Annotated in this window: 25 protein-coding genes; 12 read left to right on the top strand and 13 right to left on the bottom strand. The window is 67.0% G+C overall.

The window, feature by feature from the left end; translation table 11 throughout:
• The first annotated feature begins 91 nt into the window (after positions 1-91).
• Positions 92-721 (top strand): DUF1326 domain-containing protein, encoded by a 630-nt coding sequence (locus tag ACWHYQ_RS14215; protein WP_447972774.1) that lies wholly within the window; start codon positions 92-94, stop codon positions 719-721.
• A gap of 182 nt (positions 722-903) precedes the next feature.
• Positions 904-1,800 (top strand): formylglycine-generating enzyme family protein, encoded by an 897-nt coding sequence (locus tag ACWHYQ_RS14210; protein ID WP_447972773.1) that lies wholly within the window; start codon positions 904-906, stop codon positions 1,798-1,800.
• Here the strand turns inward: ACWHYQ_RS14210 and ACWHYQ_RS14205 are convergent.
• Entirely contained in the window at positions 1,797-2,156 is a 360-nt protein-coding gene (locus ACWHYQ_RS14205) for a hypothetical protein (RefSeq protein WP_447972772.1), read from the bottom strand. The genes ACWHYQ_RS14210 and ACWHYQ_RS14205 overlap by 4 nt on opposite strands.
• A 233-nt stretch (positions 2,157-2,389) precedes the next feature.
• Here ACWHYQ_RS14205 and ACWHYQ_RS14200 point away from each other — a divergent pair, with 233 nt between their 5' ends.
• On the top strand, positions 2,390-2,683 hold the full coding sequence (locus ACWHYQ_RS14200) for a GYD domain-containing protein (RefSeq protein WP_447972771.1): 294 nt from the start codon (positions 2,390-2,392) through the stop codon (positions 2,681-2,683).
• 168 nt (positions 2,684-2,851) lie between these two features.
• Here the strand turns inward: ACWHYQ_RS14200 and tenA are convergent, their stop codons facing one another.
• The 11 genes from tenA to ACWHYQ_RS14145 all read right to left on the bottom strand — a co-directional run bounded on the left by tenA (position 2,852) and on the right by ACWHYQ_RS14145 (position 13,655).
• Positions 2,852-3,520 (bottom strand): thiaminase II, encoded by a 669-nt coding sequence (tenA, locus tag ACWHYQ_RS14195; RefSeq protein WP_447972770.1) that lies wholly within the window; start codon positions 3,518-3,520, stop codon positions 2,852-2,854.
• An 18-nt stretch (positions 3,521-3,538) separates the two neighbouring features.
• Entirely contained in the window at positions 3,539-4,519 is a 981-nt protein-coding gene (locus tag ACWHYQ_RS14190; protein WP_447972769.1) for an ABC transporter substrate-binding protein, read from the bottom strand.
• Positions 4,520-4,523: 4 nt separating this feature from the next.
• The gene (gene sthA, locus ACWHYQ_RS14185) at positions 4,524-5,915 is read right to left on the bottom strand and encodes a Si-specific NAD(P)(+) transhydrogenase (RefSeq protein ID WP_447972768.1); all 1,392 of its coding nucleotides are present in this window, start codon (positions 5,913-5,915) and stop codon (positions 4,524-4,526) included.
• A 14-nt stretch (positions 5,916-5,929) separates the two neighbouring features.
• A complete protein-coding gene (gene sthA, locus ACWHYQ_RS14180; RefSeq protein ID WP_447972767.1) occupies positions 5,930-7,369 on the bottom strand; it encodes a Si-specific NAD(P)(+) transhydrogenase in 1,440 nt (479 codons plus the stop codon).
• Positions 7,370-7,386: 17 nt separating this feature from the next.
• Positions 7,387-7,596, bottom strand: a complete 210-nt coding sequence (locus tag ACWHYQ_RS14175) for a redoxin family protein (protein WP_447972766.1) — start codon at positions 7,594-7,596, stop codon at positions 7,387-7,389.
• Positions 7,593-8,054 carry a redoxin family protein gene (locus tag ACWHYQ_RS14170; RefSeq protein ID WP_447972765.1) on the bottom strand — a complete coding sequence of 154 codons (462 nt, stop codon included), beginning with the start codon at positions 8,052-8,054 and terminating at the stop codon, positions 7,593-7,595. The genes ACWHYQ_RS14175 and ACWHYQ_RS14170 overlap by 4 nt, the downstream gene beginning before the upstream one ends.
• 78 nt (positions 8,055-8,132) lie before the next feature.
• The gene (locus ACWHYQ_RS14165; protein ID WP_447972764.1) at positions 8,133-9,074 is read right to left on the bottom strand and encodes an alpha/beta fold hydrolase; all 942 of its coding nucleotides are present in this window, start codon (positions 9,072-9,074) and stop codon (positions 8,133-8,135) included.
• A 2-nt stretch (positions 9,075-9,076) separates the two neighbouring features.
• Positions 9,077-10,996 (bottom strand): sodium-extruding oxaloacetate decarboxylase subunit alpha, encoded by a 1,920-nt coding sequence (gene oadA / locus ACWHYQ_RS14160; protein ID WP_447972763.1) that lies wholly within the window; start codon positions 10,994-10,996, stop codon positions 9,077-9,079.
• Positions 10,997-11,060: 64 nt separating this feature from the next.
• Positions 11,061-12,479 (bottom strand): acetyl-CoA carboxylase biotin carboxylase subunit, encoded by a 1,419-nt coding sequence (gene accC / locus ACWHYQ_RS14155; protein ID WP_447972762.1) that lies wholly within the window; start codon positions 12,477-12,479, stop codon positions 11,061-11,063.
• Positions 12,480-12,701: 222 nt separating this feature from the next.
• Entirely contained in the window at positions 12,702-13,196 is a 495-nt protein-coding gene (locus ACWHYQ_RS14150) for an IPT/TIG domain-containing protein (RefSeq protein WP_447972761.1), read from the bottom strand.
• Between the two features lie 144 nt (positions 13,197-13,340).
• Positions 13,341-13,655 (bottom strand): FmdB family zinc ribbon protein, encoded by a 315-nt coding sequence (locus ACWHYQ_RS14145; protein ID WP_447972760.1) that lies wholly within the window; start codon positions 13,653-13,655, stop codon positions 13,341-13,343.
• A gap of 197 nt (positions 13,656-13,852) precedes the next feature.
• Here ACWHYQ_RS14145 and ACWHYQ_RS14140 point away from each other — a divergent pair, with 197 nt between their 5' ends.
• The 4 genes from ACWHYQ_RS14140 to ACWHYQ_RS14125 all read left to right on the top strand — a co-directional run bounded on the left by ACWHYQ_RS14140 (position 13,853) and on the right by ACWHYQ_RS14125 (position 15,754).
• Positions 13,853-14,029: a hypothetical protein gene (locus ACWHYQ_RS14140; RefSeq protein ID WP_447972759.1), complete on the top strand. Its 177-nt coding sequence runs from the start codon at positions 13,853-13,855 to the stop codon at positions 14,027-14,029.
• A 50-nt stretch (positions 14,030-14,079) separates the two neighbouring features.
• Positions 14,080-14,283, top strand: a complete 204-nt coding sequence (locus ACWHYQ_RS14135) for a hypothetical protein (protein ID WP_447972758.1) — start codon at positions 14,080-14,082, stop codon at positions 14,281-14,283.
• A gap of 66 nt (positions 14,284-14,349) precedes the next feature.
• The gene (locus tag ACWHYQ_RS14130) at positions 14,350-15,243 is read left to right on the top strand and encodes a DMT family transporter (protein ID WP_447972757.1); all 894 of its coding nucleotides are present in this window, start codon (positions 14,350-14,352) and stop codon (positions 15,241-15,243) included.
• A 49-nt stretch (positions 15,244-15,292) separates the two neighbouring features.
• Complete coding sequence (locus ACWHYQ_RS14125) at positions 15,293-15,754, top strand: hypothetical protein (RefSeq protein WP_447972756.1); 462 nt, start codon at positions 15,293-15,295, stop codon at positions 15,752-15,754.
• Here ACWHYQ_RS14125 and ACWHYQ_RS14120 read toward each other — a convergent pair.
• The gene (locus ACWHYQ_RS14120; protein ID WP_447972755.1) at positions 15,658-16,704 is read right to left on the bottom strand and encodes a TIGR01777 family oxidoreductase; all 1,047 of its coding nucleotides are present in this window, start codon (positions 16,702-16,704) and stop codon (positions 15,658-15,660) included. The genes ACWHYQ_RS14125 and ACWHYQ_RS14120 overlap by 97 nt on opposite strands.
• 95 nt (positions 16,705-16,799) lie before the next feature.
• On the opposite strand from ACWHYQ_RS14120, the gene hemE reads away from it, so the two are divergent.
• The 5 genes from hemE to ACWHYQ_RS14095 all read left to right on the top strand — a co-directional run bounded on the left by hemE (position 16,800) and on the right by ACWHYQ_RS14095 (position 21,530).
• On the top strand, positions 16,800-17,825 hold the full coding sequence (gene hemE, locus ACWHYQ_RS14115) for a uroporphyrinogen decarboxylase (protein ID WP_447972754.1): 1,026 nt from the start codon (positions 16,800-16,802) through the stop codon (positions 17,823-17,825).
• A 103-nt stretch (positions 17,826-17,928) separates the two neighbouring features.
• Positions 17,929-18,873: a ferrochelatase gene (hemH, locus tag ACWHYQ_RS14110; RefSeq protein WP_447972753.1), complete on the top strand. Its 945-nt coding sequence runs from the start codon at positions 17,929-17,931 to the stop codon at positions 18,871-18,873.
• Positions 18,874-18,884: 11 nt separating this feature from the next.
• A complete protein-coding gene (gene hemG, locus ACWHYQ_RS14105; protein ID WP_447972752.1) occupies positions 18,885-20,366 on the top strand; it encodes a protoporphyrinogen oxidase in 1,482 nt (493 codons plus the stop codon).
• Positions 20,367-20,479: 113 nt separating this feature from the next.
• Complete coding sequence (locus tag ACWHYQ_RS14100; RefSeq protein WP_447972751.1) at positions 20,480-21,106, top strand: rhodanese-like domain-containing protein; 627 nt, start codon at positions 20,480-20,482, stop codon at positions 21,104-21,106.
• Positions 21,107-21,122: 16 nt separating this feature from the next.
• Complete coding sequence (locus ACWHYQ_RS14095; protein ID WP_447972750.1) at positions 21,123-21,530, top strand: hypothetical protein; 408 nt, start codon at positions 21,123-21,125, stop codon at positions 21,528-21,530.
• Positions 21,531-21,605 lie beyond the last annotated feature (75 nt).

The following is a 21,605-nucleotide window of genomic DNA, read 5'->3' as shown; positions in this document are numbered from 1 at the left end:
AACCGAGGGGACGAAAGCGGGCGTTGCTGCTGGCGCTGGCGCTCGCTATACTTACCCGCCTGATGATCGGGAGCGGCCAACGAGGTGACCCATGGCGACGGCGACGAAGACCGATTGGCGGTTGGTCGGCGAAGAGTTCGGCGGGTGTAACTGCGTCTGGGCCTGTCCCTGCCAGTTCAACGCGCTCCCGACGACGGGCCGCTGCGAAGCGTTGGCGACCTATCGGGTGAGTGAGGGGTATTTCGGGGACACGCGACTGGACGGCGCGCGCTTCGCCTCGCTCTACTGGTGGCCCGGGCCGGTGCACGAAGGGAACGGGCACAGCCTGTTGATCCTGGACGAGCGCCTCTCGCCTGCGCAGCGACAAGCGGTGATTGCCCTGACCAGCGGGCAGTACGGTGGCGCCTACTTCGAGATCTTCGCCGCAGTCTGCCCGAACCGGCGGGAGCCAGCAGTCGCTCGGATCGAAATCGAGGCGGACCGCGAGCGACGCCGCGGCCGCGTGCACATCCCGGGGTTTGTGGAATGCCAGGCCGAGCCGATCAGAAATCCGGTGACCGGCGAAGAACATCGGGTTCGGATTGATCTCCCGAACGGCTTCGAATACAAACAGGCCGAAATCGGCAACATGATCTCGATGCGAGCCACGGCGGGAGGCAAGCTGTCCTTCCAGAACCAAAACACCTACGCCCAGTTCAACGCCTTCGACTGGAAACCATAACCCCACCATCCCTTCGCCGTCGTTTTGGCTCCGCCCCGTCTTCACTGACCCTCCAGCCTTGTGGCGCCTCCGTCGCTTTGACTAGGGCCCCCCACTCGGCATACATTCATGGACAGCCGGTCTGGTCTGATCCGGGCGAACGCGAGACCGATGCGGCAGTCCGCGATCCGAAAGGAGGTCGTATGGAGAGAACATCTCGATCCATGGCGCTGCGGTTCAGCGTGGTCGTGGCCCTCTTCACAGTGGTATCGGGGTCCGGGCTGGGGGTTGCACAGCCCGGGGAGGCGACGAAGAAGGACGTAGGCGGAGGAGGCGGCTCGGCGGCGCCAGTCGACGGCTCAGGGGCGCCGAAGGAGTTCGTCGGCAAAGACGGCGCGCCGATGGTGTTGATTCCGGGCGGCGAGTTCGTGATGGGTTCGCCCGATGGCGAGGGCCTGGATAACGAACAGCCGGAGCATAAGGTCTGGGTGGATGCATTTTATCTGGACAAATACGAGGTGACGAACGGGCGGTATGAGAAGTTCATGGAAGAGACGGGCCACGCGATGCCGAAGTTTTGGGAGCAACTGGATCTCACTGTCCACAGCGAGCTGCCGGTCATCGGCGTGAGCTGGCAGGATGCCAAGGCCTACTGCGAGTGGGCGGAGAAACGCCTACCCACGGAGGCCGAGTGGGAGTACGCGGCCCGGGGCACCGATCACCGGCGGTATCCCTGGGGCAACGCGGCGCCGAACGATCAATTGGCCAACTACGGCAAGAAATGGTCCCACAAGTTCTACAACGACCGGCTGGAACCGGTCACTAGCCATGAGGCCGGCAAGAGCCCCTTCGGCATCTACAACATGGCTGGCAACGTGTTCGAATGGGTAGCCGATTGGTACGAGATCAAGTATTACAGGCGGAGCCCGGAGCGCAATCCCACCGGACCCTCGGAGGGAGAGCTCAAAGTCATGCGAGGCGGGTCCTGGAACTTCGCCTCCGAGTACCTCAGGACGACCAGCCGGATGCAGATGAAACCGATCGAGCGGGAGGCCGATCTCGGGATCCGGTGCGCGCGGAACGTGGGGCAGTCTTCCTAGCTTTCCATCATCTCGAGGCGCGCGTCGAACTCGTGCCCGCATTGGGTGCAACGGATGCAGTCCGACTCGACCGTGATTTCCTCGATCCGGATCCCCATGCCGCCGCAGTCAGGGCAGCGGGCGGCGTGCAACGGGAGGTCATCCACCGTCTCGTAGCGCGCGCTGCGCAGGCAGTAGACCGGCTTGCCGTCCAGCTCCCAGGGCCGGCCGGCGTTATCCACCTCGGGTAACACGATGTAGTGGTGAGCGGCGTAGTCCTCCATGGCTCGCCGATCGGGAAACCCGCCTTGAATGAGCTTGCCGGTCTTGGCCTCGTACAGCGCATTCCCTCTGATGATCACCTTGGTCGGTCCCATGCGGCACCTCCCGGCTGCTCGCGCGGCCTGGCCCGCCTGAACAAACCCTGTCCGCTCCTCAGGCGGCGAACGCGGACAGTCGCGCTATCCGGCAGAAAATCATACGACAGTCGGGAGCCGGTGGGGAAGCTGGGTCTGTTGACAGAGTCCCTGTCCGCGACATAGCCTGCCCTTGAGTTCGCCGCGTTCCCGGCGGCTCGGAGTCACGGCATGGCCAGCCGAGGAGGTGCAATATGCCGACATACCTGATTCTCTTCAACTGGACCGATCAGGGGATCCGCACGGTCACCGATTCGCCGAAGCGACTGGACGCCGCCAAAAAGCAAGTCAAAGACATGGGCGGCGAGGTGAAAGCGTTCTACATGACCCAGGGCGCCTACGACGGGGTGCTGGTCGTGGAGATGCCGAGCGACGAGAAGTTGGCGACCTTCGTGCTCAAGGCCGGCTCGGCCGGCAATATCCGCACGACGACGCTGCGGGCCTATCCGGAAGAGGACTACCGCAAGATCATCGGCGCGCTCGGGTAGCGGCCGGGCCTTGGCCCGCCAGGGCTCGGGGACGCAGGCGCCCTGCGGCTCGAGGGCGCCGTGGACGAGCACGACGCGGGGGGCACGGCGACGGCGGGTGCGGATCGCGCCTATGTCGAGGCTCTTCTGGCCTGCGGGCGTCCCTCCGCCCCGGCCGCTGCCCTTGGCCTACACCGGCCACGCCTCCTCCCGCCACGCCATCTCCCAAAACATCCACTCGTACCGCGAGCTGATCACGAACGCCTCTTCCATCCGCCGCCGCTCGTCCCGGCCCGCGCGCCTCACCCATTCGTCCACCTTCGCCCGCATCCACCGCTGCACCTCGGCGAACTCCGGCGAGCTGTACAGCAGCAGCCAGTCGCGGTAGGGGTGGCTCGGCTTCGGCGGGCCGTCCTTCAGGAGATGTTGGCCCACCACGCAGTAGATCCACGCGCAGGGGAGTGCGACCGCCGTGATCTCCGCGGCGGTCCCGGTCGCGGCGACCGCCAGCAGGTGCCGTGTGTACGCGTAGTTCGTCGGCGCCATCGGGACGGCGGTCATCTGCGCGGGGGTCATCTTCCAGCGTTTCCCGTAGCTCTCGTGCAGACCCCGCTCGACCGTGATCGTCTCCTGCGCCAACTTGTTGAAGCGGAGAGCCGACCCCGAATCGGGCGCCTTCTGGGCGGCGGCCGCGAACACGCGGGCCAGGTCGCCGAGGAAGCGGGTGTCCTGGAGAATGTAGAACTTGAACTTGCGCTCCGGCAGTGTGCCTTTGCCGAGGGCCTTGACGAACGGATGGGTGAGCTGTGCATCCCAGGTCGGCTGGGCGAGCTTCCGCAGGTGTTCGCTGAATGACATGCCGGTCTCCCTAAGCGCTCATGGCTTGTGGGTGATCGCTTCGAGCTTTGCTGCGAACCGATTCGTGAACAGGGACGAGAGCGGTGGGTTGTGCGCGATGACGCGGCGGGCGTACAACCAGTCGCGCACCCGCTTCCAGCGAGCCGAGTCCTGGCGCAGGTCGCGGGGGAAATAGGGCAGGGTGGCCCGAAAGGTCTTGGCCGAAAGCTCCGGGTCGGCCAGGCTATGGGCGCGCTGGTAGAGCCGGAGCGCCTCGTCGGGATTGGCGTGCGTGTCGGCCAGCCCGCGGGCGTACGCGCGGGCGAAGGCGCGGACGAGTGCCGGCCGGCGCGCGGCGAGCCGCTCGGAGGCGAAGACGACGAGCTGGTAGAGATCCGGGACGCCGTAAGCCGTCGGGCTGACGAACTCGACTGCAGCGCCCCGCTGCTCCGCCTCCACCTGCTCGTAGTTCACGAAGGCGCCGAAGACTGCGTCCGCTTTGCCCGTCACGAGCGCGTCGGTCAGGGCGAACCCGACGTCCACCGGCTGGATGTCGGCGCGGGTCAACCCGGTCGCCTCCAGCAGGGCGTCCAGGATCGGCAGGTCAATCTCCAGCCCCGGCCAGCCGACCCGGCGCCCGCGCAGGTCTTCCAGGCGCCGGATCGGGCCGTCCTTGAGATACATGAGGCAGACGACGGTGTGCGCGAGGAGCGGGCCGATCGAGAGCAGCGGCAGGCCCTGCGCCCGCGCCTTGATGAGGTTCGTCTGCTCGCCGACCCCGAAGTCGGCCTTGCCGCGGCCGACGAGGTCCAACGATTCCTCCGGGACGGTGGGGACCAGGATCGAGAGTGCCAGTCCCTCCTCCCGGAAGTAACCTCGCTCTTTAGCGACGACGAGCGGCAGGTGGTCGGGGTTCAGGAACCACTCGAGGGCCAGCGTAACGGAGGTCGGGCGCGGAGCGCGCGATGCGGGACGTGGAGCGCGTTGGCGCCGGGAGGCTCTTGCTGAAGCAGCGGGCATGCCGTCACATCTGTCCGAGTCGGTTGATCCCGTCGAGCGCGGCGGTCCGGTAGCACTCGGCGAGCGTCGGGTAGTTGAAGACATTGTGGACGAAGAAGTCCACGGTGCCCCCGTAGGTCAGCACGGCCTGGCCGATGTGGATCAGCTCGGTCGCGCCCTCACCGATGATGTGCACGCCCAGCAACTGCCGCGTGTCCCGGTGGAAGATGACTTTCAGCAATCCGTCTAGATCGCCGCAGATCTGGCCGCGGGCGATCTCCTTGTAGAAGGCCCGCCCGGTCTCGTAGGGAATCCTCTGCTCGGTCAGCTCCTCTTCGCTCTTCCCGACGGTCGAGATCTCCGGGATCGTGTAGATGCCGTAGGGCATGACCTTCGGCAGCGTGGACTGCTTGACGTGGAAAGCGTGACAGGCAGCCAGCCGGCCCTGCTCCATGGACGTGGAGGCGAGACCGGGAAAGCCGATGACGTCCCCCGCCGCGTACACATTGGGCACCTCGGTCTGGTAGTGCTCATTGACCTTGATGAGGCCGGTCTTGTCGGTGGCGATCCCGGTCGCGGCGAGGTTCAGCTCCTCCGTGTTCGAGCTCCGGCCCATCGAGTAGAGCAGCATGTCGGTCACGATGTTCTTGCCGCTCTTGAGCGTCGTGACGGCGCGCCTGCGCTCGTCTTCCCGCACGTCCACGATCTCCTCCCCCAACTGGACCGTGACGTTGTTGGTCCGCATGCGGTAGATCAGGGCCTGGACGATCTCCTGGTCCACGAACCGGAGGAGCTCCTTGCGGCGGTCCACCAGCGTGACCTTAATGCCGAAGGAGGCGAACATCGTGGCGTACTCGCAGCCGATCACGCCGCCGCCCAGGACAGCCATGGTCTTGGGAATGGTGTCGGTGGCCAGGATCGTATCGGAGTCGCAGATCGTCCGATTGTTAAACGGGATGCCGTCCCCCCGCCGGGGGCGCGACCCTGTGGCGATCACGATGTAGTCGGCCTGGAAGTGCTCCGTCTGGCCGTTGTCCTTGGTGACCCGGATAGTGTGAGGATCCACAAAGGACGCGATGCCGCGGACGATCTCGACGTCGTTGCGCTCGAGCTGGTTTGTGATGATGGCGATCTCGTTCTTGACGACCTGATCCTTGCGGGCCATGAGGTCGCGCAGCGTGAAGTTCCGCTTGAGCGCGTAGCTCACGTTGGGAAACGACCGGAGCTTGAAGCCGTGCAGGTAATAGATCGCGTCCTTGAGCGTTTTGCTCGGCAGCGTGCCGGTGTTGACCGACGCGCCGCCAACGTGGGGCTCCTTCTCGACGATCGCGACGCGCTTGCGCAGCTTGGCGGCCTGGATCGCGGCCTTCTGGCCGGCCGGGCCACTGCCGATGACGAGCAGGTCGTAATGGACCATAGCCAGCCCCCGTGTCAGGAAGTGACGGGCGGCTCCGCTTCCAGGTCGGCCATGCCCTCCGGGACCCAGGGACGGGGCAGCCGGTTGATCCCGGCCAGCGCGGCGACCTTGTAGCACTCGGCCAGGGTCGGATAGTTGAAGACCGTGTCAACGAAGTAGTCAATCCGGCCCTTGAAGGCGATCACGGCCTGACCGATGTGGATCAGCTCGGTCGCCCCCTCGCCGATCGCGTGCACCGCGAGCAGTTCACGGGTCTTAAGATGGAACAACAGCTTGAGCATGCCGGTCTGGTCGCCGATGAGCTGCCCACGGGCGATCTCGCGGTAGCGTGCGACGCCGACCTCATAGGGAATACCGGCGCGGGTCAGCTCGTCCTCGCTCGGGCCGACCATGGAGATCTCCGGGATCGAGTAGATGCCGTACGGCAGGAGCTGGGTCTCCGTCCGGCAGGGAATCCCGAAGGCGTGGCAGGCGGCGTGGCGGCCCTGCTGCATCGAGGTCGAGGCCAGCGCCGGGAAGCCGATGACGTCGCCGGCCGCATAGATGTGCGGGACCGCGGTCTGGAAATGCTCGTTGACGCGCAGGCGCCCGCGCTCGTCCGGCTGGAGCCCCACGGCCTCGAGGTTCAGCTCCCGCGTGGCGCCGTTCCGGCCGACCGAGTATAGCAGCGTCGCGGCGCTGATGACCTTGCCGCTCTTGAGCCGTACCGTCACCGTCCCGCCGCCGGTCTTCTCGACGGCGACGACCTCCTCGTTAAAGCGCAGCGTCACGCCGAGGCTGCGCATGTGGTACTGGAGCGCCTCGATGATCTCGGTGTCCACAAACTCCAGCAGCCGCGGCCGCCGCTCGATCAGGATGACTTGGATCCCCATCGTGGCCAGGATCGAGGCGTACTCGCAGCCGATCACGCCGCCGCCCACGATGGTCAGGGACTTGGGCAGGTGCTTGAGCGTCAGCAGCCCGTCCGTGTCAATGACCGAAACGTCGTCGAAGGGGATGTGCGCCGGCCGGGCCGGCTCGGTGCCGACGGCGATGACGATGAAGTCGGCGGTGTGCTCGACGGTCTCGCGCGAGCCCTTGATGGCGAGGCGGTGGGGATCCTGGAAGCTGGCCGTCCCGAAGATCATGTCCACGTGGTTGCGGGCCATCTGGTTCTGGATGACCTGGATCTCCTGCTTGACTACGTGGTCGCAGCGGTAGGCCAGGTCCTCCATCGTGATGTCCTGCTTGACACGGTAGCTCTGGCCGTAGAGGTTGCGCTGGTGAAAGCCCGACAGGTAGAGGACCGCTTCCCGGAGGGATTTGCTCGGGATCGTGCCGGTGTTCGTGCAGACGCCGCCCACCACCTCCTTGCGCTCGATGATGCCGACCTTCTTCCCGAGCTTGGCCGCTTGGATGGCGGCCTTCTGGCCAGCGGGGCCGGTCCCGATGACCAGCATGTCGTAGTGGGCCATGGCGGGTGCGGTCCGGCTCAGCCGCCGGCCTGGAGCAGAGACCGGGCGGCCTGGAAGGCTGCGTCCATATCCGGCATCTGCGCCAGCTCGGGCGTGACCTGCAGGTAACGGATCACGTTGTCCTTGTCCACGACCATGACGGTCCGGGCCAGGATATGCGGGTCCTTCACCAGCAGGCCGTAGGTCCTGCCGAAGTCCCCCCCTCGGTAATCGGACAGGAAGGTCACATTCTTGATCTTGCCTCCTGGGCAAACCGCTTTTGCGCGAAGGGGGTGTCCACGCTCACGGTGATCAGCTCGACCTGCCGGTCCAGCCCCTGGTTCTTCTCGCTCAGGTAATGGGTCTGCTGTTCGCAGACCTTCGTGTCGAGGGACGGGACGATGCTGATGATGCGCACCTTGCCTGTGGTGGCGGCGATGTTCGTGAGGGACAGGTCGGCTCGCGCCACTTGCACGTCGCGCAGGCGGTCGCCGACCTTGATCCCAGTCCCGGCCAAGGCGAGGGGCTTGCCCTGGAAGGTCACGGTGTTTCCTTCGCCGGCGGCCGCGCTACCCTTGGCCACCGGGATCTTCTCGTCGTAGGCGAGCCCGCCGCCGTCCGCGCCCATCCCCGCGCACCCCATGAGCGTCAGGAGAATTGCCACCAAGACTGTCGCCTGAACGGTCGCTCGATCCTGCCCTGTCATAGCGGCCTCCGTCACTACTGTTTTCTGCTGAAGTGGCCCCAGGGTATTTCCCTCTTATACCGGGGGCCTGCCGGGCTGTCAAGGCTGGAGGAAGACCAGCAGGAGCCGGTTGACCACCTCGGGCCGCTCCCACTGCGGCATATGGCCGGCCTCGGGGACCAGCTCCAGGCGAGAACCGCGGATGGTGGCTTGCAGCTCGCGCCCGACTTGGGGCGGGAACAGCCGGTCCTGCTCGCCCCAGATGATCAAGGTCGGGTGGCGGACCTCGGCGATGCGCTTCGCGAAGCTCTCCTCCCACAGCGGCAGGTTGCGGACCATTTTCAGCGTCGGGGCGAGAAACCCCGTGTCTTGGCGGTTCCGGTAGGAGCGCTCGATCACGAGCGGGGTGAGCAGGGACTGGTCGTGGACCACCTCGCTCAGGATGCGCCGGGTCGTGCTGCGGCCGGCCAGCCAGCTTCCGAGGCGGACCAACCAGATCGGCACGCGCGAGTCCACGGCCCGCCGGAAGAGCGGGCTGGCGAGCTTCTCGCGCACGTGGTCGGGGAAGCCTGCGATCAGCACAAGCCGATCCACGCGCTCCGGGTAGGTCAGGGCCATGGCCATGGCGAGCCCGGCTCCCATGGAGTTGCCGACCAGCGCCGCGCGCTGGATGCCCACGGCGTCCATGAAGCCTCGGAAGGACTCGAGCAGCTCGGTTGGGGTGTAGTCGAGGTCTGGCTTGTCGGAGAGACCCGATCCGAGCAGGTCGAGCGTGACCACCCGGTGGCGGGCACCCAGCGCGGCCTGCTGGTGCTCCCAATGCCACATGGCGCCGCCGTGTCCGTGGATCAGAATGACGGCCGGGCCCTCGCCCTGGTCCAGATACGCGATCCGGTGGCCGCCGACCTCGGTGAACTTGAGCGGGAGGTGCTCGATCCGGTCGAACCACGGTGACCGCTCGGGAGGGGCTATGCACGCGGTCAGCAGGAGCGGCATCAGGGACAAGGCGGTCCGGAGGGCGGGCGCAGCCTGCCGCCGCACGGTCACTCCAACTGGAGGAGGGTTTCGTCGGTCTTCACGTCGTCACCCGCGGCGACGAACACTTCGACCACCCGACCGTCAATCGGGGCAGGGACCCGGCTTTCCATCTTCATGGCCTCGAGGATCAGCACGGGGTTGCCTTGCTTGACGAGGTCGCCCTGGGCGACCAGGACCTTGACGACCCGGCCGGGCATCGGGGGAGCGACGTCGCCGGGCTTGGAGGGCTTGGGCCGCTTGGGCCGCGCCTTTTTCGCCGGCTGGCTGGGCTCGGGGACGCCGGTCAACACCTCCTCGATGGGCTCGAGGTAGACTTCCTGGAGCTTGTTGTTAACGCGGACGTAATAGGGCTTCCGGCCGTCCGTCTTGCGGCCGGAGCCCTCGATCTGGATGTGGTAGGACTCGCCGTGCACGGTGACGTTGAACTCGACCGGGGCCAGGTGCAATTCGTGCGCCACGGCCGGGCCGCTCTCGGGCGGCGGCTCCAGCGCCTCAGGCTTGAGCTGCCCGCTCTCCCGCTCCTCGAAGTACTGCCGGGCCGCTGCGGGGAACAGCACGAGCGAGAGGAGGTCCTCGATCGAGAGGCTCTTGCCCTGCAATTCCCTCCGGGCCTTCTCCAGCTCGGGCTCGAGCTGATCGGCTGGCCGGCCCTTGATCGGCTGCTCGTCGCCGATCGCGCGGGCCATCACCTCGGGATCCAGCGGGCCGGGCGGGCGCCCATAGAGCCCGAGGAAGTAGTTCTTCGTTTCGTTTGTGATCACCTTGTACCGCTCACCGGTCAGCACGTTCAGCGTCGCCTGGGTGCCGACGATCTGGCTGCTCGGCGTCACGAGCGGTGGATAGCCCATGTCCTTCCGTACCCGCGGGACCTCCTCCAGCACCTCGCGCATCCGGTCGAGCGCGTTCTGTTCGGCAAGCTGGGCGGCGAGGTTCGACAGCATCCCGCCAGGGATCTGCGAGGTCAGGATCTCCGAGTCAATCCCCGTGTAGTCGCTCTCGAACTGGTGGTACTTCTTGCGGACCTTGCGGAAGTGCTCCGCGATCGGGGCGAAGGGCTCGAGCGTGAGCCCCGTGTCGTAAGGCGTCCCCCGGAGCGCCGCGACCATGGTTTCGGTGGGTGGATGGGAGGTTCCGCCCGCCAGCGGGGAGATCGCCGTGTCCAGATGGTCCAGGCCGGCCTGGATCGCCATCAGGGCAGCCATGGAGGCCATGCCGGAGGTGTAATGCGTGTGGAGCTGGATCGGGACCCGCACGGCGGCCTTGAGCTTCCGGACGAGCTGGTAGGCGTCGAAGGGGGCGAGGAGCCCGGCCATGTCCTTGATGCAGAGCGTGTCGGCGCCGAGGTCCTCCAGCCGCTTGGCGAGGTCCACGAACCGGTCCAGGCTATGGACCGGGCTGGTCGTGTAGCAGATGGTGGCCTGGACGTGCTTCCCCTGGACCTTGACCTCGTGGATCGCGCGCTCCATGTTCCGCACGTCGTTCAGCGCGTCGAAAATGCGGAACACATCGATCCCGTTCGCGGCGGCGCGTTCGATGAACCGCTCGAGGACGTCGTCGGCGTAATGCCGGTAGCCGACGATGTTCTGTCCGCGCAGGAGCATTTGGAGCCTGGTGTTCGGCATGGCCGCGCGCAGCGCGCGGAGCCGCTCCCATGGATCCTCTTTGAGGTAGCGGAGGCAGGTGTCGTAGGTGGCGCCGCCCCAGACCTCCAGAGACCAGTACCCCACCGCGTCCAGCTTGGCGGCGATGGGGAGCATGTCCTCGGTCCGCATGCGCGTGGCCAGCAGGGACTGATGCCCGTCGCGGAGCGCCACGTCGGTGATCAGCAGGCGCTTCGCCGGGGCGGCCGGGGCCTCTTCCGCCCACGCGAGCGCTCGCGGCGGCTTGGCAGGCCGTCCGGATCCGCGGGGCGTTGCCGCTCTCATGGGTTTGGCTGCCTTGCGTTTCATCGTCATGGGGTGATCGAGCGGACGGCTGACCGCCTTGGGGCTACAAGCCTTCGTACGCCGCGATGGCCGCCGAGAGGGCCAGCACCAGATCCTCCGGATCCACGTTGTCCTCGTAGTTGAAGAGCTCCGGGTGCGTCTCGAGGAACGACGTATCGAAGCGGCCGGCCCGGAAGTCCGGGTCCTCCATGATCCGTTTCATGAACGGGATCGTCGTCTGGACGCCGCGGAGGACGTACTCCTCGAGCGAGCGGTGCATCCGGCTCACCGTTTCCTCCCAGGTGCGTCCACGGACAGTGAGCTTGGCGAGCAGCGCGTCGTAGTAGGGCGGGACGGTGTAGTCCTTGTACACGGCCCCGTCAATCCGCACGCCGATGCCGCCCGGCGACAGGTAGGCCGTGATCGTGCCCGTGGAGGGCCGGAAGTCGTTCCGGGGATCCTCGGCGTTGATCCGGCACTGGATCGCGTAGCCCTGGAGCGTGACGTCCTCTTGGCGGATCCCCAGCGGCGCGCCGGCGGCGATCGCGATCTGGGAGCGAACGATATCCACCGCCGTGATCTGCTCCGTGACCGTGTGCTCCACCTGGATACGGGGATTCATCTCGATGAAGTAGTACCGCCCGTCCTGGTCCAGGAGGAATTCGACCGTCCCGGCGTTGTCGTATCGGACCGCCCGGGCGAGGGCGATGGCGGCTTCGCCCATCTCCGCTCGCAGGGATGGCGTGAGGATCAGCGAGGGGGCGATCTCAATCAGCTTCTGGTGGCGGCGCTGGATCGAGCAGTCCCGCTCGCCGAGATGGATGATCTGGCCGTGCTTGTCGGCCAGGAGCTGGAACTCGATGTGGTGCGGCCGCTCGACGTACTTTTCGATGAAGACGCTCCCGTCGCCGAAGGCCGAGAGGGCCTCGCGGGAGGAAGTCTCCATGCTGGCTTCCAGCTCCGCCTCGGACCGGACCACGCGGAGCCCGCGGCCGCCGCCGCCCGCGCTGGCCTTGATCATAACCGGGAAGCCGACCGACCGGCTGAAGGCCCGGGCTTCCTCGAGGCTCGTCACCCCGCCGTCGGTCCCCGGCACGATCGGAACGCCGACCTGCTTGGCCAGCTCGCGTGCCTTGACCTTGTTGCCCATCAGCCGGATGGCTTCGGGTGACGGCCCAATGAAGGTGATCCCGCTCTCCTGGCAGAGCTGGGCAAACCGGTCGTTTTCGGACAGGAATCCGTACCCGGGGTGGATGGCGTCGGCCCCGATCCGCTTGGCCAACCCGACGATCTGCTCCATGTCGAGGAAGCCCTTGACCGGCCCGGGCCCGACCAGATAGGCCTCGTCCGCCTTCTTGACATAGATGCCGGTGGAGTCCTGCTCGGCGTAGATCGCGGCCGTGGCGATATTGAGCTCGCGGCAGGCGCGGATGATGCGCATGGCGATCTCGCCGCGGTTGGCCACCAGAATTTTCTTGAACATGGCGCCGACGAGTCTGAGTTTGGTTCCGCGCGCGTGGTCGCACCGGCAGGGCCGGAGCCCGGTACCCTACCACACCGTCCTGCGCATTGTCGAGCCTGGTTTCCAAGGGGTTGCGTTGGAAGGAGGCTATCCGAAGCGGGGATCGGCGGTCCTCTGGGGGAGGGCGCGAGGGGGTGGGCCCGGGAGCCGCCGGGGCTATCGCGCCCCGGCGGCTCGGTGCGGTTACTTGCTCTTGATCAGGACCGGCTTGGACTGGGCGCTGCCGCTCCCGGCGACGACGATCACGAAGCTCATGCCCGCCCGGCCGTCCGGGACGGTGGCCTCAATGGTGCTCTCGTTGATGTACTTGTAGTCCACCTTGGCCCCGGCGGCCGAGCTGAACGTCACGCTCTGGATGCACTCCTTGGTCCCGAAGTTTTCGCCTTTGATGACGACCTTATCGCCGGGCTTCACCTCGTCCGGCTCCACCTTGAGGATGCGCGGCCGCTTGCTGCGGTCGCAAACCGGGTCCTTCTGGACCTTCGACTCGTCGAAGCCCTTGATGGATTCCGTGTCGAAGAGGCTGTAGCCTGCCCCTTCAACGTTGGTGCCTTCCCCGGGCTTCTCAGCCGGCTGCTCGGCTGGTGCGCTTTCCGCCGACCAGGCCGCCACCCACGGCGCCAGCGTCACGCTCACCGCGAGCGCCGCCGCGATGAATGCTGAATACTGCGGGATCATAGGCCCTCCTTACGCGAGAGATCTCGGTTTATTATTTCTGCCCACTCCCCAGCGGAAGATTCGTTGCCTCCGCCGCGTGGCGGCGCTGGGGGAGAAATCGGTTACGGCGGACAGTGGGGGCACCGGCGGGCGCCGGGCCCCGAGTCAGGTTTCGCTGCCGGGCTTGGGAATCGGCTGGTCTCCATAGATCACGTTCGGCTGGATATCCGCGCGCTTCCCGTACATCGGCGGCAGCTTGGAAAACTTGTGCATGCGCTCGTTCAGCATGTTGTAGGCCTTCATCTCGGCAAACCCAGGCTTGTGATCCCCGACGATCTTGGAGGCGAACAGGGACATCAACCGGGTGGCTTTCTGGGCCTTGCAGTGGGGGCAAACGGTGTCCTCCGCTCGGAAGCTGAGCGGCTGCAAGATCTCGAACCGAGCGCCACAGCCGTCGCATCGGTATTCATAGAGGGGCATGGCCGTGTCTCCTTGTGCGTCGCGATAGGACCGCAGGGGGGTATTATAGCCGAATACCGCCCCCGATGCGACAGCCGGGAGTCGGCGTAGGGCGGGCCGGCCTGCCCAGGCCTTGACCACGGTGTGACCTATCGGGTATGGTAGCCTGCTCTGCTAACAATCGGGCGAGAGGTGGCTTTGGGAATGGGAGGAGGCGCATGCCGGTACTGATCCGTAAGTATAAGTTGCCGAGCGGGCTCATGCAAGAAGAGCGCATTGACGATCCGGATCGGATAGACCGGTATCTCCGTCTCTTCGAGAAGGACGACATCAAAAAGCTGGAAGCCGGTCAGCGAGTCTTCATCGAGAAGGACGAGTGGCAACTCCTGCCCTAGCGCGGTTCTCCCCCATCTCGAATAGTCCGCCGTCGGGATCGTCTTGCACCATGGTGTACTGGGTCCACATCGCGCACTCGATTGATCGGGCCACCCTGCACCGCGAGCGCTGCTCGGAGGTCCCCTCGAACATCATCCGAACGGACTTCTGGGAGGGAGGCTGGTTCGACTACCCCGATAAGGAGCGGGCGTTGGCGGCGATGGAGCAGTCGGGGGTGACGTTCCAGAAGAAGTGCCCGCTCTGTAAGCCTTGAGAAGTGCCTTGGGGGGCCGGCCGGCTCGGGTCGCGCCCGCTTGCCCGGCGCTGGAAAGCGGTCGCTGTGAGTTTCGCCGATCTGGTCGTCCTGCTGAGCACGCTCGCCTGGGCGGCGACCTTTCCCGCGACCAAAGCCGTCCTGGCCACGGTCCCGCCGTTCGCCTTTCTCTTTTTGCGGTTCCTGCTCGGCACGCTGGTGGTCGTCGGCGGCCTACTGGCGGCGGGGTGCGGGCTGCGGGCGGACGCCGCGATGGTCCGGATGAGCGGCGTTGCCGCCGTGTTCCTGGTTCTGGGCTATGGCCTGCAAACCCTAGGACTCCAGCACACGACAGCGTCCAACTCGGCCTTCATCACGGTGCTGTACGTCGTGCTGGTCCCGCTGCTCCTGCGGCGGTTCGGCGTGCGGACCTGGCTGTCGGCCGGGCTGGCCCTGGCGGGGCTCTGGTTGCTGGTGGACCCGCAGGTGGCGCTCAATCCGGGCGACCTCCTGACCGTGGGTTGTGCTGCCGCCTTCGCGGGCCATATCATCTGCCTGGAGCGCTACTGCCGGCGCGCCGCCGGCAGCCCGTTCCTGGCTTGGCAACTGGTGTGGACGGCGCTCGCCATGGGCGTCGCGACGGTGGTGGTGGAGGGGCCGTCCGGGCTCCGGCTAGAGCCGACACCGGTGCTCCTCGTCGGTCTGACGGTCAACGGCGTTCTGGCCACCGGCGCGTTTGCCGTGCAGGTCTGGGCGCAGCGGCTGCTCCTGGCGCACCGCATCGCGCTGATCTATTCGGTCGAGCCAGCCTTTGCCGCCTGGCTGGCGTGGTATTTTCTCGGCGAGCAGCTCGGTCCTTCTGGCTGGGTCGGCAGCGGGCTGATCCTCGCGGGCGTGCTCGTTGGCTGTCTGGGTGCGGGCGCTGCGGATCGCCTGTCACCTGTGCCCGTGCGCGCCGGGGAGCCCGCCCCGCCTGCCTGAGGCACAGGTCCGACTGACCCGCAACGCGCTCGACGACGCGGAGCCTCGTGTGGCCCAGAAGTTCGCCAATGCCCGTTGGGTGAAGGAAGGCTATCTCGATAACCGCGTGGCCGGCCACGTGGTTGGGCGGATCACCTTCGCGGCGCTGGGCCCAGTGGACCTGTACCTGCGCGGCGATTGCAAGGGCGAGCTCGCGGGGAAGGCGTTCCGGTTCCGCAACGGTGACTTTCAAGATGAAGACCTAGCGGCGCAGGTCCTGGCGGACTTCGAGATTCCCCACGTCGGGGAAGTCAGCCTGATCTCCTTCGATCCCCATCCCATGCTTGCCCCGCATCCCTACATCGAGTGGTTTTCGATCAGGAGAAACCACTACCGGATCGAACTGAAACCGGCCGATGCCTGGATCCTGACGGATCAGGAAGCGGCGACGCTCGACGCCGCCAGCCAGCGGATCCGCGACCTCCTGGCGTCGCGGTTCCGCTCGACCCGGGACCGGACGGACCCGGAGTAGGGATAGGGCGTCGCTTCAGCCTCCGGCGCACACGACGACGGCTTCCGGAGGACGTCCGCGAGCGCACCATCCAGCTCGGGGTAGAGGAAGCGGTAGCCCCTCCGGAGCGCGGCCGCAGGCTCCACCCGCTGGCCGGTGGTGAGCAGCGAGGCCATTTCGCCCAGCAGGAGCCGCAGTGCAAGCTCCGGGACTGGCAGCCACGAGGGGCGGCCGAGCACCCGGCCGAGGGTCCGGCAGAACTCCCGCATGGTGACCGGCGCCGGCGCGGTCGCATTCATCGCTCCGGTCAGGCCCTCGGTCGCAATGGCCCAGCGGATGAGCCCGATGAGGTCTTGGCGGTGGATCCAGGAGACCCACTGGTCGCCGGGCGCTACGGGTCCGCCCAGGAACAGCCGGAATGGGAGGGCCATGCGGGGGAGCGCCCCGCCGTCCGGCCCGAGGACCATGCCAATCCGCAGCCGGACGACCCGGATACCCAGCGACTCGGCCCGGAGGGCTTCCCGCTCCCAGGCCTTGCTCAGCTCGGCGAGAAATCCGGCGCCGCGCGGCGCCTCCTCGGTCAGCGGGGTGGCGTCGCTGGCCCCGTAGTATCCGACCCCGGAGGCGGAGAGCAGCACCGCCGGCCTGCCGATCCGCCTCGAGAGGGCTTGCACCAGCAGGTGCGTGGCGCCGACGCGACTGCTGCGGAGCACCCGTTTGCGGTTGGCGGTCCAGCGCGCGTCCGCGATCGGGGCGCCGGCCAGGTTGACGACCGCCTCGGCGCCGTCGAGCGCCCGTTCCCAGAGCCCCGGCGTGGCGCTGTCCCAGGCGACGCAGGTGACGGCGGGGAGGTGCCGGGCCGCCCGCTCCGGATCACGGGAGAGCACGGTGACGCGGTGTTGCTCCGCCACCAATGTGCGACAGAGGGCGCGGCCGATGAACCCGGTCCCGCCGACGACCACGATGTGCATAGCGACCTCCATGGTGTCGCAGCACGTGGGCGGGGTCAAGCCCGGTCTCGTGTTCATTGACTCACCCATCGCCAGTCTCTAGAATGGCCACGGTCATGAACGATCGCTTTCTCAAGGCCTGCCGGCGGGAAGCCGTGGACCGCACGCCCGTGTGGTTCATGCGCCAGGCGGGTCGCTACATGCGCGAGTACCAGGCGATCCGAGCGAAGCACTCCATCCTCGAGGTGTGCCGAACGCCCGCCCTGGCCGCGGAGGTCACCCTCCAGCCCATCGAGCGGTTTCCGCTGGACGCTGCGATCATTTTTGCGGACATTCTCCTCCCGCTGGAGCCGATGGGCCTGCGCTTCTCCTTCGAGGAGGGGGAGGGCCCGGTCATCCAGAATCCGGTTCGAGACCGCGCGGCCGTGGACCGGCTGCGCGTGCCGGACCCCGAAGAGCTGGGCTACGTCGGCGAGGCGGTGAGGATGGCCCGGCAGGCGCTGGCCGGACGGGTGCCGTTGATCGGCTTTGCGGGCGCCCCGTTCACCCTCGCCAGCTATATGATCGAGGGCGGCGGGTCGCGACAGTATCTCTGGACCAAGCAGTTCATGTACTGCGAGCCTGAGGCCTGGCACCGGTTGATGGACAAGCTGGCCCGGACCATCACCGGCTACCTGCGGCTCCAGATCCGGGCGGGGGCTCAGGCCGTGCAGCTCTTCGACAGTTGGGTCGGCTGCCTGTCGCCCGGTGATTATGCCGAATACGTCCTGCCCCATGTCCGGCTGATCTTTGAGGGGCTCAAGGGTGAGGGGGTGCCGGCGATTCACTTCGGCACCGGCACCGGGGCGTTGCTTCCGCTGATGCGGGAGGCGGGTGGGGACGTCATCGGCGTGGACTGGCGCGTGCACCTGGACGAGGCGTGGCGGCTACTGGGCTATGAGGTCGGGATCCAAGGCAACCTTGATCCCGTCGTGCTCTTCGCACCCCTGCACGAGATCGAGCGGCGCGTGGCAGACATCCTGCGCCGCGCCGGCGGGAGACCCGGCCACGTCTTCAATCTCGGCCATGGCATTCTGCCCGGGACCCCGGTGGAGCGCGTCGCGGCCACGGTGGACCTGGTCCACAAACTGAGCCAGCGGTAACCGGCGCGTGCTCAATGCAAAATGACAAATTGAACGTGCAAAATCGTCGGAGCGGACATTTTTCATGTTGCATGTGTAAGTTTTCATTTCACCGGAGGTGCACGTGCCCGGACCGCAACGACCGATCGCGATCTTGCTGATGGCCCTCGGGGGGCCTGACCGGCTGGAGGATGTCGAGCCCTATCTGATTGCCTTGCGGGGCGGGCGGCCGACACCGCCGGAGCTGGTCGAGGAGGTCCGGGAACGGTACCGGCTCACCGGGGGGAAGTCGCCGGTCCTGGGAATCACCCGCGAGGTGGCGCGCAAGCTCGAACAGAAGCTCAATGGGCCCGGAGGCGAGCGGTACCGGGTCTACGTCGGCCTCCGGCACTGGCGTCCCTCCATCATGGACGCCTATGCGGAGGCTCTGGATGACTGCCCGGAGCGGATCATCGGCCTCTGCATGGCGCCGCACTATTCCGCGATGAGCGTCGGCGCCTACCTTCAGAAGGTCGAGGAGGCCCGCGCGGCGCTCGGCAGCGACGCCCCGGTCTCCTCTGTCAAGAGCTGGGCTCGGCATCCCGGGTTGATCGGCGCGTTCGTCGAGGCCATTGGGGTCGGCCTCCAGCAGTTCCCGGTCGAGGCGCGGGCGCGCGTCCCGATCCTGTTCACCGCGCACAGCCTGCCGGAGCGCATTCTCGAGACCGGGGATCCCTACCCGGACGAAGTGAGGGCGACCGTGGACGCGGTCTGCGAGCGGCTGGGCCCCGTGACCGCACGGTTCGCCTATCAGAGTCAGGGGCGGACGGCCGAGAAGTGGCTGGGCCCGACGGTGGAAGCCGTGCTTGAGGACCTGAGCCGGGCCGGACATCGGGAGGTCCTCCTCGCGCCGATCGGGTTTCTCTCCGACCACGTCGAGATCCTCTACGACGTGGACATCCAGTTCAAGCAGGCGGCGCAGGGGCTCGGCCTGCGGCTCGAGCGTACGCCCATGCTCAATGCCAGCCCGCGCCTGATTGATACCCTCGCCTCCGTCGTGGAGGAGCACCAGGCGTCGCCGGTCGGGTAGCGTCCCGTCCCGTGGCCACCATCCCAAGACAGGTCGTCATTGTCGGCGGCGGCATCGCGGGCCTGGCGACCGCTTTCGCGCTCCAGGAGCGCGCCGCCGGCGCCGACGCGCCCATTTCCTGCACCCTTCTCGATGCCGCGCCCGATTGGGGAGGCAAGATCCTGACCCGCCGGGTCGGCGACCTGATCATCGAGTCGGGCCCCGATTCCTTCCTCTCGCAGAAGCCCTGGGCGCTCGAGCTAATCGCCAAGCTTGGCCTAGCCGATCAGGTCATCAACACGAACGAGCACCAAAAGAAGACCTTCGTCTACTCGCGCGGCCGGCTGCGCGCGCTACCCGAGGGGCTGGTGGTGCTCGTGCCGACCAGGCTCGGCCCCTTCTTCCGGAGCGGGCTGGTCTCCTGGGCGGGCCTCGCGCGGATGGCGCTGGATCTGGTCCTGCCGGCTCGGCAGTCGGACGAGGACGAATCGCTGGCCTCGTTTTTCCGCCGGCGGCTGGGGCGCGAGGCCTTCGAGCGGATGGTCGAGCCGCTCCTGGCGGGCATCTATGCCGGGGACGCGGAGCGGATGAGCCTGCGGGCCACCTTTCCGCGGTTCTTGGAGCTGGAGCGGCGACACGGCAGCCTGATTCGCGGCATGCTGGCCGCGAGACCCAAGTCCGGAGGAGCAGGGGGGCGTGGCGGCCCTGGAGCGGCCGGGGTAGCCGGCGTGCCCGCCCGAACGACGTTCGTGACGTTGCGCGGCGGGCTGGGCGATCTGGTGCGGGCGCTCGTGAACCGAGTCACAGGCGCGGGCATTGAACTGCGGGCCTCCTGCCGTGCTGCCACCCTACGGGTCCGGCCCACGGCGGCGGGTCCGCCGACTTACGAGGTGCTGCTGGCGGGCGGCGGGTGCCTGCGGGCTGATGCGGTCGTGCTCGCGACGCCGGCCTATGTCTCCGCGGATCTCCTTGAGGCGGTGAGCCGGCCCGCCGCCGAAGTGCTCCGGGAGATTCCCTACGCCTCGACTGCCACCGTCTCGCTCGTCTACGACGCAGAGCAGCTCGGGCCGGCCGTGTCGGGATTCGGGTTCGTCGTGCCGCGCGTCGAAGGGCGGGCATTGATCGCCGCCACCTGGTCCTCATTGAAATGGCCAGGGCGCGCGCCGCCGGGACAGGCTTTGATCCGCTGCTACCTCGGCGGGGCGGGGCGCGAGGCCATCCTCGGCGTGGATGACCGGGTGCTCCTGCAGGTCGTCAGGGACGAATTGCGCGCTCTCATCGGGCTCGCGGCCGAGCCGGTCTCCGCGGAGGTGCACCGATGGGAGCGGGCGATGCCGCAGTACACGCTCGGACATCTGGACCGGCTGACCCGACTCCGCAGCGCGCTTGCGGAGCACCCTGGTCTTTTCCTCACAGGCGCCGCCTACCGCGGCATCGGCATTCCGGACTGCATCCGTGATGGGACGGAGACTGCCGCGTCGGTCGTCGAATGGCTCGCCAAGCCGGAGTCTTGACCCCTGCGTCGGGCTGCCATATATAGAGAAACCTGACCCATCTGCCGCCGAATGCAGGGGTGCCAGCACGAGCCACGCCGTGGGCGGGAAACGGCGCTGGCCGGGAGGTTCGCATGGGAGCTGTGATCTGGGTGGTCGCCATTGCTGCGTTCGCGGTCGCGCTCTTCGCGGTCCGGCGGTCCGCGAAGCTGGCGCGGGACCTGGACCGTCTGAGGCGGGAGCAGTATGACACCGAAAGCCGGGTGAAGCGGATTCCGGAGGAAGTGCGGGAGCTGGTGGACCCACTCCGCCTGCACCTGGCCACCGTAGCGGCCGGCGGGCAGGTGCCGCGCGACATGATCCTGAACGGCTGGCTGTACCACGACGTGGCGGCGGAGGAAGCCGAGCGCATGCTAGCGGACGCCGGTCGGGAACCCGATCGGGTGGTGTGGGTGGACGTGCGCACGCCGAGAGAATATGCGGCGCGGCACGTCCCGGGTGCCAAGCTCGTCCCCTTCGAAGAATTGGAAACCCGGTACGAGACCGAGATCCCGCGGACGGCTGATAAGGTCTTCGTCTACTGCATGGGTGGGGAGCGGAGCCGATACGCCTGTGAGTTCCTCGGCCGCCGAGGCTATGCGAACCTCTATAATCTCAAGGATGGCCTTCAGGGCTGGCGCGGCCCGACCGAAGGCGAGAGCCTCCCGCCGTTGATCCAAATCGAGTCGCGCCGGAAGGCCGCCTCAACCGCAACGGCCTGAACTCAGGGATCCTGATATGGCGAATCCGTTTTCGATTCTCAGCGTGAGCGGGCCCTACCGCGAGCCGAAAGAGCCTGCCTTTTCCTACGACTACATCGTACAGCGGCCGTCCTGGCCGACCCCGAATGCGGTGCGCGTCAAGGTCAGCATTCAGGACGAGCTGGACTATCTCAGGAGCAAGATCCTCGGCGTGAGCGGCGGCTCGCCAGGTCAACAGCTTCGGGTGACGCAGATTCTGGTGAAGCGGATCGCCGATCGGAAGCTCGACATCGCCAATGACGCTGGGATGTTCGACGAGCGGAACGACGTCATCATCAAGCCGTTCACCGGCCCGCTCGGCCATCACTTCAAGCTGCTCGAGACCTGGATGCAGGAATCCAAAGATGCGCTCCGCGAGGAGATCAGGCAGACGGTCGGGTTGTAACGAGCCTTCACCAGCACCAGCCCCCCACTCTTCTGTGTAGGCCTCGGCTAGGTTTTTACCCCCAGAAGTTGGGGA

The organism is Nitrospira sp. Kam-Ns4a, from assembly GCF_965152595.1.
This window is presented reverse-complemented; position numbering and strand designations above follow the sequence as displayed.